General features: G+C 33.8%; 10 protein-coding genes and 1 other annotated feature. Of the genes, 9 read left to right on the top strand and 1 reads right to left on the bottom strand.

Annotation, left to right across the window (positions count from 1 at the left end):
• Positions 1–181 precede the first annotated feature (181 nt).
• From CLCY_RS06050 to CLCY_RS06015, 7 genes are all read left to right on the top strand, one after another.
• A complete protein-coding gene (locus CLCY_RS06050) occupies positions 182–1,399 on the top strand; it encodes an amidohydrolase (RefSeq protein ID WP_048570229.1) in 1,218 nt (405 codons plus the stop codon).
• Positions 1,400–1,542: 143 nt separating this feature from the next.
• The gene (locus CLCY_RS06045) at positions 1,543–2,721 is read left to right on the top strand and encodes an SAM-dependent methyltransferase (RefSeq protein ID WP_048570228.1); all 1,179 of its coding nucleotides are present in this window, start codon (positions 1,543–1,545) and stop codon (positions 2,719–2,721) included.
• A 387-nt stretch (positions 2,722–3,108) separates the two neighbouring features.
• Positions 3,109–5,244: a formate dehydrogenase subunit alpha gene (fdhF, locus tag CLCY_RS06040; RefSeq protein WP_048570227.1), complete on the top strand. Its 2,136-nt coding sequence runs from the start codon at positions 3,109–3,111 to the stop codon at positions 5,242–5,244.
• Between the two features lie 377 nt (positions 5,245–5,621).
• Positions 5,622–7,772, top strand: a complete 2,151-nt coding sequence (gene fdhF, locus CLCY_RS06030) for a formate dehydrogenase subunit alpha (RefSeq protein WP_082141732.1) — start codon at positions 5,622–5,624, stop codon at positions 7,770–7,772.
• 107 nt (positions 7,773–7,879) lie between these two features.
• A complete protein-coding gene (gene mobB / locus CLCY_RS06025; RefSeq protein WP_048570224.1) occupies positions 7,880–8,419 on the top strand; it encodes a molybdopterin-guanine dinucleotide biosynthesis protein B in 540 nt (179 codons plus the stop codon).
• Between the two features lie 81 nt (positions 8,420–8,500).
• Positions 8,501–8,992 (top strand): 4Fe-4S dicluster domain-containing protein, encoded by a 492-nt coding sequence (locus CLCY_RS06020; RefSeq protein WP_048570223.1) that lies wholly within the window; start codon positions 8,501–8,503, stop codon positions 8,990–8,992.
• 28 nt (positions 8,993–9,020) lie between these two features.
• On the top strand, positions 9,021–9,518 hold the full coding sequence (locus CLCY_RS06015; RefSeq protein ID WP_048570222.1) for a 4Fe-4S dicluster domain-containing protein: 498 nt from the start codon (positions 9,021–9,023) through the stop codon (positions 9,516–9,518).
• 111 nt (positions 9,519–9,629) lie between these two features.
• On the opposite strand, the gene CLCY_RS06010 is transcribed toward CLCY_RS06015, so the two are convergent.
• Positions 9,630–10,274 carry a hypothetical protein gene (locus CLCY_RS06010; protein ID WP_048570221.1) on the bottom strand — a complete coding sequence of 215 codons (645 nt, stop codon included), beginning with the start codon at positions 10,272–10,274 and terminating at the stop codon, positions 9,630–9,632.
• 466 nt (positions 10,275–10,740) lie between these two features.
• Positions 10,741–10,986 (top strand) — a binding site (T-box leader).
• 56 nt (positions 10,987–11,042) lie between these two features.
• Between CLCY_RS06010 and asnA the strand changes: the two genes are divergently transcribed.
• Together asnA and CLCY_RS06000 are read left to right on the top strand one after the other, a co-directional pair.
• The gene (gene asnA, locus CLCY_RS06005; RefSeq protein ID WP_048570220.1) at positions 11,043–12,053 is read left to right on the top strand and encodes an aspartate--ammonia ligase; all 1,011 of its coding nucleotides are present in this window, start codon (positions 11,043–11,045) and stop codon (positions 12,051–12,053) included.
• 246 nt (positions 12,054–12,299) lie between these two features.
• Positions 12,300–15,731, top strand: coding sequence for a pyruvate carboxylase (locus tag CLCY_RS06000; RefSeq protein WP_048570219.1), 3,432 nt, complete (start codon positions 12,300–12,302; stop codon positions 15,729–15,731).
• Positions 15,732–15,768: the final 37 nt, after the last annotated feature.

Here is a 15,768-nt window from a genome sequence, read left to right as displayed (position 1 = left end):
CCTAGATATTTCTTAGGATAAAAAACCTTCATAAATTATATATTATGATACAAATTTATAATTGTTACAGTAAATGCACATTAACTAGCTAAGGTTTATATACTATACAAAAAAATACCCTAATGTTAAGATATATAAATAAATTATGAAACTAATATAGAAGGGTTTGAGAATTTAAAATATGAACAAGAAATTTTGGTTAAGCAATGTTTTGTTAGAGAAGGGTTTTCAATATGAAAACAATCAAATTAGTGGTACTAAAACAAACTTAAATCATTTATTAATCGAGAATGACAAAATTGTAGATATTTTAGAGGGGAGTATACCTAAGGATGGTACGCTTGTCCTTGATGCGAAGGGACTTCTTGCAATACCTTCACTTGTTGAAAATCATATTCATTTAGATAAATGTCATTTTGGTGGACCATGGAAGGCCAGCACACCATTTACTAGTGTTTCAGATAGGATAAAAGAAGAAGAAGAATTTCTTCCAAGCTTCCTTGAACATACTACTGAAAGAGCAAAAAAGTTATTAGACCTTATTACAGGTTATGGGGTTACACATGCTAGAGTTCAATGTAATGTTGATCCTGTTGTAGGCCTTGGTAATATAGAAAGGGTTGTTGAAGCTTTAGATGCTTATAAGGAAAAATTAAGCTATGAGTTAGTAGCTTTTCCACAGCATGGACTATTAAGAAGTAATTCAGTGAAGTTTATGAAAGAAGCGGCGAGAAATGGTGTTAAGGTTGTAGGGGGACTTGACCCTGCAACTATAGATAACAATATTGAAGCATCTTTACAAAAGATGATGGAAATTGCAGTAGAATTTAATTCAGATGTAGATATACACCTTCATGATGGTGGGTCTCTTGGAATGTATACTATTAGAAGATTAACTCAAATAGTTGAAGAGGCAAAGTGGCAAGGAAGGGTAAATATAAGTCATGGATACTGTCTTGGAGATAGTCCTATAGAGGAAGTTAGTGATCTTGCTGAAATATTAAGAGATTTAGATATTAGTCTTGCAACAACCTCACCTATAGATGCACCTTGTCCTCCAATTCCTCTTCTTTATGAAAAAGGAGTAAAGTTAAGTATAATTAATGATAATATAAATGATCATTGGAGTCCATTTGGAACAGGAGATCTTCTACAACGAGCAAGTAGAATGGCAGAAAAGTTTGGATGGATTGATGAATATTCATTAACAAGAGCACTTGGATTTATAACTAATGGAGTAACACCTTTAGATAATAAAGGTGATGCTATGTGGCCAAGGATAGGGGACACAGCTAATATTATTTTAATTAATGCTTCCTGCTCAGCTGAAGCTGTTGCAAGAACATCAGAAAGAAAAGCTATTATACATAAAGGTTCCATTGTATCAGGTTCTATATAGATGAAGGGCACTTCGCTTAATTGTGAAGTGCTCTTTTCTTTTTTAACTGTATTTAAGGTTAATTGCCCAAGGTATGGTATAAAACCCTACTATGATGTAAATAATCATAGTAAAACAAGCCATGATAAGAAAGGAATAGTAAGATGTTATTAGAAAAGGTGTTAATTAAAAGAGGTATAAAGCAGTTTGATAATGTTAATTTTAGTATAAGGTTTAAAGATGGAGAGGAAATAAAAGTTGGAGATGGTGAATCAAAGTTTACCATTTTAGTAAATGATTCTATTAATAAAAAGGAATTTATGAAAAGTACATCTTTAGCCCTTGGGGAAGCGTATATGGATAGGGTACTTGATATTGAAGGAGATTTGTTTGAAGCTCTTAATATGATACTGAGTAAAATGGATAAGTTCTCATTAGACGAGAAAGCACTTAAGAAAATAATGTTTACATCTACATCTAAGGATAATCAAAAGGAAGAAGTATCATCACATTATGATATCGGAAATGATTTTTATAAACTATGGTTAGATAACACTATGAGCTATTCATGTGCATATTTTAAGGAAGACAATGATGATCTTTACAGTGCACAGTGTAACAAAATCAACTATATACTAAAGAAATTAAATTTACGTGAAGGGATGTCTCTACTGGATATAGGATGTGGATGGGGAAATCTCTTAATTACTGCAGCTAAAAATTATAAGGTTCGTGGAGTTGGTATTACTTTAAGTAAGGAACAATATAATAAGTTTCAAGAAAGAGTAAAAGAAGAAGGTCTTGAGGATTATATAGAAGTTAAGCTAATGGATTATCGTGATCTTAGAAAGTCAAATATGAAGTTTGATAGAATAGTTAGCGTTGGTATGCTTGAGCATGTAGGAAGAGACAATTACAATTTATTCTTTGAAAATGCAGATGCTATTTTAAATGATGGAGGAATGTTCCTTCTTCACTATATTAGCGGAAGAAAAGAGTATCCAGGAGACCCTTGGATTAAAAAATACATATTCCCAGGTGGTGTAATTCCAAGTTTAAGGGAGATTATAAATATTGGAGGAGAAAAGGACTTTTATGTTCAAGATGTAGAGAGTCTAAGACGTCACTATGTAAAGACTTTGCTTTGCTGGTATGATAACTTCAATAATGAAATGGACAAAATAAGCACTATGTTCGATGAACGTTTTATAAGAATGTGGGAATTATATCTATGTTCATGTGCGGCAGCATTTAATAATGGTGTAGTTGATTTGCATCAAATAGTATTTACTAAGGGAATATGTAATGATATTCCAATGACAAGAGAACATCTATATAGGTAGATATTTATAATAGAGTACTTTGCTATGAATTAAAATATCGAATAAGGAAGAAAAAAGTCATTTAAAAAAAGTATAGACAGCAGAAAGCCTTGATACTACAGGTTTTTTGCTGCTTTTTTTATGCAAAATTAATAGTTGTACTAGCAAAAGTATATAGGTAGTTTCTATGATAAAAGGAGACAGTATACAACTATTCTTACATCAATTGACTGGCAAAATCCTATAAACTATAATTGCCTTAACAAATATGGATGGTGGATAAAAAGTCATAAGTTCATTGTTCGTATTATTATTTAGAAATAAATTTTTTAAAAGTGGTGGATTGGAAATTTGTTAATTTGGCATGAATTGAAATTATGTCAGTTTTATTTCAAGGAGGGATTAGGAATGGAAGAAAAAATTCTTACAACATGTCCATATTGTGGTACAGGCTGTCAGTTGTATCTAGTTGTTAAAGATGGAGAAATTATTAGAGCTGAAGGAGCAGATGGAAGAACAAATGAAGGAACGCTATGTTTAAAGGGGCGTTATGGATGGGACTTCCTAAATGATCCAAAGCTTGTGTCAGGAAGAATTAGAAAGCCTATGATAAAGAAAAATGGAAAATTTGAAGAAGTATCATGGGATGAGGCTATAAAATATACTGCAGAAAGACTAACTGAAATTAAGAAAAAGTATGGACCAGATTCTATAATGATAGCAGGTTCAGCTAGAGGGCCAGGAAATGAATCTAACTATGTACTTCAAAAATTCGGTAGATGTGCAATTGGAACCAATAACATAGATCACTGTGCTAGAGTTTGCCATGGACCTTCAGTTGCAGGACTTGAAGCTACACTAGGTGGTGGAGCAATGACGAATTCAATACCAGAAATTGAAGATGCAAAGCTTATAATGGTATTTGGATATAATCCAGCAGAAGCTCACCCTGTAGTTGCTAGAAGAATTGTTAGAGCTAAGGAAAAGGGAGCAAAGCTTATAACAGCTGATCCTAGAATGACAGAAAGTGTTAGAATATCTGATCTTTGGCTTCAACTAAAAAATGGTACAAACATGGCTTTAGTTAATGGATTTGGACATGTACTAGTTAATGAAGGACTTTACAACAAGGAATTTATTGAAAAGTATACAGAAGGTTTTGAAACATATAAAAAACAAGTAGAAAAGTACACTCCTGAATACGTTGAAAGTATTACAGGGGTTAAGGCTGAGGATATAAGAACAGCTATGAGGGAGTATGCTGCTACAGATGAAGCTATGATTCTTTATGGAATGGGAGTTTGTCAATTCTCACAAGCTGTTGATGTTGTTAAGGGACTTGCAGCACTTCCACTACTAACAGGAAAGCTTGGAAGACCAAATGTTGGTATAGGACCTGTTCGTGGACAAAACAATGTTCAAGGTACATGTGATATGGGAGTTTTACCAGCTGACCTTCCAGGATACCAAAAGATTACAAATGAGGAAGCAGTTCAGAAGTTCGAAAAAGCCTGGGGTGTTACACTTCCTAGAAAAATAGGAACTCGTATAACTGAAGTTCCTCATGCAGTACTAGATGATAATAAGCTTAAGGCTTACTACATCATGGGTGAAGATCCAGTTCAAAGTGATCCACATGCTTCAGAAATAAGAGAAACTATGGAAAAACTTGAATTTGTAGTTGTTCAAGATATATTCATGAATAAAACAGCTATGTATGCAGATGTTATACTTCCAGCTACTTCATGGGGTGAACATGAAGGAATATATAGCTGTGCAGACAGAGGATTCCAAAGAATTAGGAAAGCAGTTGAACCAAAGGGTGATGTTAAGGTAGATTATGAAATAATCTGCGAGCTTTCAACAGCTATGGGATATCCTATGAGCTATAATAATACTGAGGAAATATGGAATGAACTTATAAGTCTTTCTCCACTATTTGCAGGTGCAACATATGAAAAGATAGAAAGACTTGGAAGTGTTCAATGGCCATGTCCTAATGAAGAAAGTAAAGGCTCACCTTATTTATATGAAGGAAACCTATTTACAACTCCTAATAAGAAGGGGGTTTTATTTGCTACAGAGTGGAGAGAGCCAGGAGATAAGATAAATGAAGAATATCCTCTTGTACTTTCAACAGTTAGAGAAGTAGGGCATTATTCAGTTAGAACAATGACAGGTAACTGTAGAGCACTAACTACTCTGGAAGATGAACCAGGATATATCCAAATGAGTCCTGAGGACGCTAAGGAACTTGGGATAAAGGATGGAGAGCTTGTTAAGATAAGTTCAAGACGTGGAAGCATAGTAAGTAGAGCACTAGTTACTGGAAGAGTTAAGAAAGGTGCAACTTACATGACGTACCAATGGTGGGTTGGAGCTTGTAATGAGTTAACAAGTGGTCATTTAGATCCTATAAGTAAGACACCAGAATTTAAATACTGTGCAATTAAGGTTGAAAGAATAGAAGATCAGGTCGCTGCAGAAAAGAAAGTTAAAGAAGAATATGATGAGCTTAAGAAGCAATTTGGAGCAATAAAATAGCCTCGAATGTAGTAGAATGACAGTTTTTGCTTCAGCTAAACTTTAACATTATGTTAATTAGAATATATTTGATCTAAAAATTTACAATTTATGTTTGTAATTTTTTAAAAATCCATTTAATGGCCCCTTTAACAGTAACATAGCTATAAACCCTTTAAAATAAGGACGTTACTCTAATTGACTATGAAATTGTTATAGATTATAATGATAGTAAACAGATAGTACTACTTCATATTATAATAGCTTATGAAGTAGTACATTATATCGACAAATTTTTGGAGCTAGTATTATTTTATATATCTATATAAGCTGATATGGTAATTAAGTAATGCTTTATAAGCATATCGGTTGTAATTGTTAAAAAGGGGGAAATGTCAATGGAAAAGAAAGTGTTGACGGTATGTCCATATTGCGGAGCAGGCTGTAAACTAAACCTTGTTGTTAAAGACGGACAAGTTATAAGAGCAGAAGCAGCAGACGGTAGAACAAATCAAGGAACACTATGTCTAAAAGGACGTTATGGATGGGATTTCCTAAACGATCCTAAGCTAATATCAGGAAGATTAAAGAATCCTATGATAAGAAAAGGTGGAAAACATAGTGAACTTGAAGAAGTATCATGGGATGAAGCTATAAGCTTTGTTGCTGAAAAGCTAAATAAAATAAAGAAAGAATATGGTCCAGACTCAATAATGGTTGCAGGTTCAGCCAGAGGACCAGGAAATGAAGCAAATTATGTAATCCAAAAGTTTGCAAGAGCAGCTATTGGAACTAACAATATAGACCACTGTGCGAGAGTCTGACATGCGCCTTCAGTAGCAGGTCTTGCTACAACACTTGGTGGCGGTGCCATGACAAACTCAATACCAGAAATTGAAGATACTGATCTATTATTTGTATTTGGATACAACGCAGCAGATTCACATCCAATCGTTGCTAGAAGAGTAGTTAGAGCAAAAGAAAAGGGTGCTAAGATAATCAGCGTTGACCCAAGAATGACTGAAACAGGTAGAATATCTGACATGTGGCTTCAGCTTAAAAACGGAACAAACATGGCATTAGTTAATGCTTTTGGTAACGTTTTAATCAATGAAGGTCTTTATAATAAAGAATACGTTGAAAAATACGCTGAAGGTTTTGAAGAATATAAGAAGACAGTTGAAAAGTATACTCCTGAGTATGCTGAAGAAATTACAGGTGTTAAGGCTGATGACATCAGAGAAGCTATGAGAGCTTACGCTGGAGCTAAAAATGCTATGATTCTTTACGGAATGGGTGTTTGCCAATTTGCTCAAGCGGTTGATGTTGTTAAGGGTCTTGCAGCACTACCTATATTAACAGGAAACCTTGGTAGACCAAATGTTGGTATAGGACCAGTTCGTGGGCAAAACAACGTTCAAGGAACTTGTGATATGGGGGTACTACCTAATGAATTCCCAGGATATCAAAAGGTTACTGACGATGCTGCACGTGAAAAATTCGAAAAGGCTTGGGGAGTTAAGCTTTCAGGAGAAATCGGTATGAAGCTAACAGAAGTACCTCATGCTGCGATTGAAGATCACAGAGTTAAGGCTTACTACATTGTTGGAGAAGATCCAGTACAAAGTGATCCTTACACAAGTGAAATTATAGAAACTCTTGAAAACATAGACTTCGTTGTTGTTCAAGATATATTCATGAACAAAACAGCTATGTATGCTGACGTTATACTTCCATCTACTTCTTGGGGAGAGCATGAAGGAGTATACAGCTGTGCTGATAGAGGATTCCAAAGATTCCATAAGGCAGTTGAACCTAAGGGTAATGTAAAAACTGACTGGCAAATAGTTTCAGAAGTATCTACAGCTATGGGATATCCTATGAGCTACAAGAATACTGAAGAAATTTGGAATGAACTTCTAAGCGTTGCTCCACTATTTGCAGGTGCAACATACGAAAAGCTTGAAAAACTTGGTGGTGTTCAATGGCCATGTGCTACAGCGGAAAGTAAGGGTACACCATACCTATATGAAGGTAACAAGTTTACAACTCCAACAGGAAAGGCACAACTAGTAGCGGCTGAATGGAGAGAGCCAGGCGATAAGCTAACAGAAGAGTTCCCACTTATACTTTCAACAGTTAGAGAAGTTGGACACTACTCAGTTAGAACAATGACAGGTAATTGTAGAGCACTAACTGAACTTGCTGATGAGCCAGGACTAATCCAAATCAACCCAGAAGATGCTAAGAAGTACAAAATAAAGGATGGAGAACTAGTTAAGGTAACTTCAAGACGTGGAACTACTATAACTAGAGCATCAATTACTGAAAGAGCTAAGAAGGGTGCAACTTACATGACTTACCAATGGTGGGTAGGAGCATGTAATGAACTAACAAGTGGTCACTTAGATCCTGTAAGTAAGACACCAGAGTTTAAGTATACTGCTGTTAAGCTTGAAAAGATTGATGATCAAGTAGCAGCTGAAAAAGAAATTGTAGATAGATACAATGACTACAAGAAGAAGTTCGGTGCTAAGGTAGCGGAATAAATATAGATAAGCCCTAAAAAGTAAGAGTGGTTATTGCCAATACTGTAAGGTAGATTATAATGTAAAATTATATCTTTAAAGTATATAGTTTAAAGGAGATAGGTTATATGGAAAATATATTCTCAAGAAAAAAAAGAGGACAAAAGATTATCTCGATTGTTTCTACAGTTTCAGGATGTGGTAAAACCACTCTTATTGAGGGTTTAATCCCAATTTTCAAGAAAAGAAACTATACAGTGGGAGTATTGAAGCATGATGCCCATAATATTGACATAGATAAAGAAGGAAAGGACAGCTATAGATTTACCCATGCAGGTGCAGATAATGTAGTAGTTGCAGGTGCAGAAAAAGTGGTAATGATACAGCAAGTTAAGGAAGAGAAGCAACTTGAAGAGCTTTTTCCTCTTTTCCAAGATATAGATATATTAATATTAGAAGGCTTCAAGCATAATAAGTTCACTAAAATAGAAGTGCATAGAAAAGGGGTAGGGGAAGGACTGTTTTATAATAATCCTTCTACCGATAAATCAAAGTTTCTAGCAATTGCTAGTAATGAGAAACTTGATGTAGATATTCCAGTGTTAGATTTAGATAATATCTTTGATATAGCAGATTTTATCGAAAGAGACATGCATAGACATGATTAAGTATAAATTGAAATATCTATATTAATATAATCATAAATTCTTGTACTGTAATAAATATTTAGTATTGAAGGTGAAGAGGAAATGAGTACAGTTAATTCTTTTATTAAATTAGACCCAGCTAAATGTATTGATTGTGGAGCTTGTCAAGCTGCATGTTTAAATTTCCACGGAAAGTTAGGAAATGTTAGAGAAGGGAAAGAAAAAGGACTAATCGTTATTAATTGCCAACATTGTGAAAATGCTCCTTGCGGAAATTCATGTCCAGTGGATGCAATAACTCAAGGTCCAAATGGAATTGAAATTAATGACGACCTATGTGTAGGATGCGGTTCATGTGAAAGAGCATGCCCATTTAATGCAATATTAATGCTTGATAGAAAGTATGATGAAAATACAGATCCTAATGTTAAAAGATATAGAAGAATAGCCCATAAATGTGACCTATGTGAGGGAATGAAGGGCAACAAGTGTGTTGAATTCTGTCCAACTGCTGCTTTAACTCTTGTAAATCCAATGGAAGAACAAGAAAAGAAGGCAATAAAAATAGCTAACACTATGGCGCCAAAGAAGTAATTTTAGCTTTAAGAGGGAGATGTATAAAATGAGTTATGTAATAGCAGATCCTAAAAAATGTATAGGATGTAAAACTTGTCAAATAGCTTGTGTTGAAGCACATTCAGATAATAATATCTTTTTAGCTGAAGGAGATCTAGGATTTAATCCTCGTCTAAAGATTATAAAAACTGAAAAGGTTACTACACCAGTTCAATGTAGACAATGTAAAATTGCTCAATGTGTTAAGGCATGTCCAAATGGATCATTAGCACATGATGAAAATGGCATTGTAATTGTAAATGAAGAAACATGTATAGGATGCAAAAAGTGTGTTGTAGCATGTCCTTTTGGAGCAATGTATATGGGAACTGTATATAAGGATGGAGAAAAGGTTCAACAACCTGTACTTCAAGTAAAAACTGAAGGAAAACTTGAACCAAAGACAAAGGTAGTAGCTCTTAAATGCGATACTTGTAAGGGTAGAGAAGGTGGACCAGCTTGTATAGAAGCATGTCCAACAAGAGCGCTATATATAAAAGAATAATATAACAAAAGCTATCCTATATTAATATAGGATAGCTTTTTATATTTCCAGTTTTTAAAAATAAAGTTAATGTATAGCTAGGAAAAAGCAAAAATAACAAAGCCAATGGTTTTATGTAGTACCATAGGCTTTGTTATTACAAGTTTTATCTGATATCAATTTAAGTTCCTGCACAAATCCTTTATAAGTTACAAGTAACATTAGTTTATATATTATGGATATAGATGAAACAATAGTGAATGAAGAATGGGTATTAGCTGAATTTACATGTAAAATATAATTTACATGTTGCATACCTGTAATTATCAGATTAACTAAATTAGAAGCTAATACAAGTTTGTACCTAAAGTTATTTAATGTATCAGTGGTTTTATTTAAATAGATATTAAATAAAAATAAAGTCATTAAAAGGTTTGAGACTACAGTTGCTACATTAAATAATGTTAAGGTTGTAAATAATGTACTCATAGCAGGAAGAAAATGCCCAACAAAATTAACTATATCGTATATAACTAACAATAAAAATGAAAATATACCTAGAAGATTAATTTTACAGCCTAGGTCGCTATTTTCTGTGTATTTAAATAAACTATATAATGAAATCAGTAAGAATAAAGGGCCAACGAGATAAAGGAAAGAGAATAATATGTCTCTGTTATAAAAAACATTAAATATAGATAAAAATTTTAATATGGATCCAGTTATCATAGTTCCAATACCTAATAGACCAAACTTTATTGATTTTTCAATAGGCATATTATAGTCCTCCAAAAGAATAGTATATAAGTTAAAAAATGTTAATAGTTCATATATAAAATTATAATGATAGATATGGGTAATTACAAGTATAGATGAGTAATTAATGCTAGTATTGGAAAATTTTATATTCATTTAATAATTATTTCCTATAAGAAACAAAGTGTACTATAGTATACATTCTCCTTTTGAGAAGGTTGTTTTGTAAATTATATAAGAATTATATAAGATTAAATTTAAAAAGTCCTTTCTGAAACATGGCTTATTCAGAAAGGACCTACCAATTAAGGTTAGTTGGTATGAGTTTGGAATAGTTTTATTATTGACTATAAAATTCTATAATATACATATATTTCTTACGAAATTTATAGTTATTTCTAGAAGGGAAAAGTGTTAGAGGATATTATAATTATTACTATTGACATATAAAGGATATATAACTTATAATACAACTTATATATAACTTAAAATAGCTATGATAAGAACAGTAGGCTTTGGAGGTAGCATAAAGCGAGCTAGTGATGGTGTAAGACTAGTTGTGGAACCTTAGCTGAAAAACATCTTGGAGCTTCTAATCGAAATTATGATTAAAGTAGACTTAGACGTATCTGCAACGTTATAAGCAGAGGGTATCGATTTTATCTGTACCTTTAGGAGTGTGCAATATGCAAACTAGGGTGGTACCACGGAAACACAGCCTTTCGTCCCTTTTATGAGGATGAGGGGCTTTTTTATATGTTCAATCGAAATTTTTAAGGAGTGAATCTAATGAGAAGATTAGTTGTACCAAAGAATTATACTTCTAAACTAAACGTTAAAGAAACAGAAGTAGCAATAAAACTTATTAAGGACTTTTTTGAAAGATCCCTTGCTGAAAATTTAAATCTTATGAGAGTTTCAGCTCCACTGTTTGTTAAGTGTAATACAGGTCTTAATGATACCTTAAATGGAGTAGAAAGACCGGTTAGTTTTGATGCTAAGGGTGTTGATGATTGTGACCTTGAAATAGTACAATCACTTGCTAAGTGGAAGAGAATGGCCCTTAAGCATTATGATTTTAAGGTAGGGGAAGGTCTTTATACTGACATGAATGCCATAAGACGTGATGAAGACCTTGATAATATTCATTCTTACTATGTTGACCAATGGGACTGGGAGAAGGTTGTTTCAAAGGAAGAAAGAAATGAAGAGTATTTAAAGAATACTGTTAAAGGAATATATAAAGCTTTCAAGGATACTGAAAGTTTTATTTCTGAAAAATACTCTTACATCGAAAAAATTCTACCAGAGGAAATAACATTTATTACAAGTCAAGAGCTTGAAGATAAGTATCCTACTTTAACATCAAAGGAAAGAGAACATGCTATAGCTAAGGAAAAAGGAGCTGTTTTCATAATGAAAATAGGAGGGGTTCTAAAGTCAGGTGAAAAGCATGATGGAAGAAGTCCTGATTATGATGATTGGAATTTAAATGGAGATTTACTTTTCTGGTATGAGCCTCTTGAAATTGGACTTGAACTTTCATCAATGGGAATCAGAGTAGATGAAGAAGCCTTAGCTTCTCAATTAAAACTTGCAGGATGTGAAGAAAGGGAATCACTTCCATTCCATAGTATGTTATTAAACAAGGAACTTCCGTATACAATAGGTGGAGGAATAGGACAATCAAGAATATGTATGTACTTCCTAAGAAAAGCACATATTGGTGAAGTTCAAGCAACAGTTTGGGATCAAGAAACTATACAAGGATGTTCACAAAATAACATAAACCTATTATAAAAAGGTGTCACTTATATGTTTTACAATAATTGTTATTGCAATTATTGATTTTATAAAATTCATTTTTAAAAACTTACTATACTTTATTATAGATTTTTTAAAAAATAGTATACCTTTTATAAAAACATAAACAAATACCTTGAACCTATTGAAATTAAGGGGATAAACAAGTATAATATACTAAAATGTAAAGATAGAGAGCAATGCTTTTAATATAAAATGTTATAATTTGGCGAGGTGATAGGAATGAAATTTAATAAAGTGCTTGTTGCAAATAGAGGGGAAATAGCTATTAGAATATTTAGAGCGTGTAACGAACTTGGAATTAGAACGGTAGCTATATATTCAGAGGAAGACAAGAGAGCGTTATTTAGAACTAAAGCAGATGAGGCCTATCAAATTGGACATAATAAAGGACCAATTGATGCTTACCTTAGCATAGATGAGATTATACATCTAGCAAAGAAGAAAGGTGTAGATGCAATACACCCTGGATACGGCTTCCTTTCAGAAAATCCAGAGTTTGCAAGAAAGTGTGAAGAAAACGGTATTGAATTTATAGGACCTACAGGAGATATGATGGACTCTCTAGGTGACAAGATTCAATCAAAGCTAGTTGCTAAATCAGCAGGCGTTCCTACTATTCCAGGAGTAGAAAAGCCTATACAATCAGAAAATGAAGCAATTGAGTTTGCAAATACATGTGGTTACCCAGTTATGCTTAAGGCAGCAGCTGGTGGTGGCGGACGTGGAATGAGAATAGTTAGAGAAGAAAAGGATTTACTAGAATCATTTAGAAGCGCACAAAATGAAGCTAAGAAAGCATTTGGTATAGATGATATATTCATAGAAAAGTATCTAGAAAGACCAAAGCATATAGAAGTTCAAATACTTGGAGATAAGTATGGAAATATCGTACATCTATATGAAAGAGATTGTTCTATTCAAAGAAGACATCAAAAGCTTGTAGAGTATACGCCAGCTTTCTCTCTTCCAATAGAACTAAGAGAAAAGATATGCCAAGATGCTATTAAGATAGCAGCAGCGGTTGATTATAGAAGTGCAGGTACTGCAGAATTCCTTGTTGATGCAAATGGAGATCACTACTTTATAGAAATGAACCCAAGAATACAAGTTGAGCATACTGTAACAGAAATGGTTACAGGAGTTGACATAGTTCAAGCACAGCTTCAAGTTGCTCAAGGATATGCACTTAATTCACCTGAAATAGGAATAGCATCACAGGATGATGTTTCTGTTAGAGGTTATTCAATCCAATGTAGAATTACTACAGAAGACCCTGCAAACAACTTTGCACCTGATACTGGTGATATTGATATGTATAGAACAAGTTCAGGTTTTGGGGTAAGACTTGACGGTGGTAATGGATTTACAGGGGCAACTATAAGCCCATACTATGATAGTCTTCTAGTTAAGATTATTTCACATGGTAGATCATTTGATGAGGCTATAAGAAAGGCTAAAAGATCAATTAGAGAAACAACTATTAACGGTGTTAAAACTAATGCAGGTTTCCTAATTAACGTTCTTAGCCACGAAAACTTTGCAAATGGTTCATGTACAACTAAGTTTATAGAACTTAATCCAGAACTACTTGACATTGCACCTAAGGAAGACAGAGAACTTAAAGTTCTTAACTTTATAGGAGAAAAAATAGTTAATGAAGGAAAACGTGGACATGCAGAATTTGATGTTCCAGTTATTCCTAAATTCGATAGAGTAGAAAACCTTTCAGGAACTAAGCAAATACTTGAAGCTAAGGGGCCAGAGGGAGTAGTTGAATACATTAAGAGCCAAGAAAAGCTACTTCTTACTGACAGTACTATGAGAGATGCTCATCAATCACTTATGGCTACAAGACTTAGAACTAAGGATATGATTGAGGTTGCAGAACCTATAGCGCATCTTGCTAAGGATTTATTCTCACTAGAAATGTGGGGAGGAGCAACATTTGACGTTGCGTATAGATTCCTTAAGGAAGATCCATGGGAAAGATTAAGACAAATAAGAGAAAGAGTTCCAAATATACTTCTTCAAATGCTAGTAAGAGGAGCAAATGCGGTAGGATATAAGAACTATCCAGATAACGTTATTAGAGAATTCATTAGAAAGTCAGCGGATTCAGGAATTGACGTATTTAGAATATTTGATTCACTAAACTGGCTAAAGGGTATGGAAGTTGCAACTGATGAAGTTATTAAGTCAGGAAAAATTGCGGAAGTTTGTATGTGCTATACAGGGGATATACTTGATGAATCAAAATCAAAGTATACTGTAGAATACTATGTAAACCTTGCTAAGGAAATTGAAGCAATGGGAGCACATATTCTTGGAATTAAGGATATGTCAGCACTGCTTAAGCCATATGCAGCTTATAAGCTTGTAACTGCACTTAAGAAGGAAATTTCAATTCCAATACACCTTCATACTCATGATACAACAGGAAATGGTGTAGCCACAATTATAATGGCAGCAGAAGCTGGAGTTGATATAGTAGATACTGCATTTAATAGTATGGCAGGACTTACAAGTCAACCAGCACTAAATTCTATAGTTGCAGCTCTTAAGAATACTAAGAGAGATACGGGGATGGATATTGATTCACTTCAAGCAATTTCAGATTACTGGGATGCTATAAGACCTATATATGCTGATTTTGAATCAGATCTTAAGGCAGCATCAGCTGAAATCTACAAGTACGAAATACCTGGAGGACAATATTCAAACCTTAAGCCTCAAGTTGAAAGCTTTGGACTTGGACATAGATTTGATGAAGTTAAGAGCATGTACAAAGAAGTTAATGATATGATTGGTGATATAGTAAAGGTTACTCCATCATCTAAGATGGTAGGTGATATGGCTATATTCATGGTTAAGAATGATTTAACTTCAGAGAATATACTAGAAAAGGGAGAATCACTTGCATTCCCAGATTCAGCAGTGGATTACTTTAAGGGAATGATGGGTCAACCAGAAGGTGGATTCCCAGAAGAACTTCAAAAAATCGTTCTTAAGGGAGAAGAAGCTATTACATGTAGACCAGGTGAACTTCTACCAGCGGAAGATTTTGATAAGATTTTAGAATATCTAAAGGAAAAGCATGGTATAGAGCCAACTATGAAGGATGCTCTAGCATATGCATTATATCCAAAGGTGTTTGATGAATATCTTGAATTTATAAATAAAAATGGAGACTTCTCAAGAATAGGAAGTGCTACATTCTTCCACGGAATAAGTGAAGGAGAAACAGCTGAAGTAGAAATAGCTGAAGGAAATATTCTTCTTATTAAACTTCTTAAGGTGTTAAAACCAGATAGAGAAGGAAATAGAACGCTTATATTCGAAGTTAATGGATATAGAAGAGAAATCAAGATTAAGGATAAGCAAAGTGCAGCTAAGGGTGAGGAAGCATTTACTAAGATGGCGGATCCTGAAAACAAACTTGATATCGGGGCTAGTATCCCAGGTAACGTACTAAAGGTACTAGTTAAAGAAGGAGATGTAGTTGAAGAAAATCAAAGTCTTGTAATTATAGAGGCTATGAAGATGGAAACTAACATTACTTCAAAGGTATCAGGAGTTGTTGAGTCAGTAATAGTTAAGGAAGGAAGCCAAGTTAAGTCAGGTGAACTTCTAATAAAACTAAAAGAACAATAAGAATAAATAAAGACTGTTGAAGATATCTTCAACAGTC

This window comes from Clostridium cylindrosporum DSM 605 (genome assembly GCF_001047375.1).
In the GTDB taxonomy this organism is placed as follows: Bacteria; Bacillota; Clostridia; order Clostridiales; family Caloramatoraceae; genus Clostridium_AB; species Clostridium_AB cylindrosporum.
This window is presented reverse-complemented; position numbering and strand designations above follow the sequence as displayed.

Bases quoted from the DNA above. Each gene is read 5' to 3' on its own strand.
- CLCY_RS06050 (WP_048570229.1), top strand. From the start codon at position 182: ATGAACAAGAAATTTTGGTTAAGCAATGTTTTGTTAGAGAAGGGTTTT.
- mobB (WP_048570224.1), top strand. From the start codon at position 7,880: ATGGAAAATATATTCTCAAGAAAAAAAAGAGGACAAAAGATTATCTCG.
- CLCY_RS06000 (WP_048570219.1), top strand. From the start codon at position 12,300: ATGAAATTTAATAAAGTGCTTGTTGCAAATAGAGGGGAAATAGCTATT.
- asnA (WP_048570220.1), top strand. From the start codon at position 11,043: ATGAGAAGATTAGTTGTACCAAAGAATTATACTTCTAAACTAAACGTT.
- CLCY_RS06015 (WP_048570222.1), top strand. From the start codon at position 9,021: ATGAGTTATGTAATAGCAGATCCTAAAAAATGTATAGGATGTAAAACT.
- CLCY_RS06020 (WP_048570223.1), top strand. From the start codon at position 8,501: ATGAGTACAGTTAATTCTTTTATTAAATTAGACCCAGCTAAATGTATT.
- CLCY_RS06010 (WP_048570221.1), bottom strand. From the start codon at position 10,274: ATGCCTATTGAAAAATCAATAAAGTTTGGTCTATTAGGTATTGGAACT.
- CLCY_RS06045 (WP_048570228.1), top strand. From the start codon at position 1,543: ATGTTATTAGAAAAGGTGTTAATTAAAAGAGGTATAAAGCAGTTTGAT.
- fdhF (WP_048570227.1), top strand. From the start codon at position 3,109: ATGGAAGAAAAAATTCTTACAACATGTCCATATTGTGGTACAGGCTGT.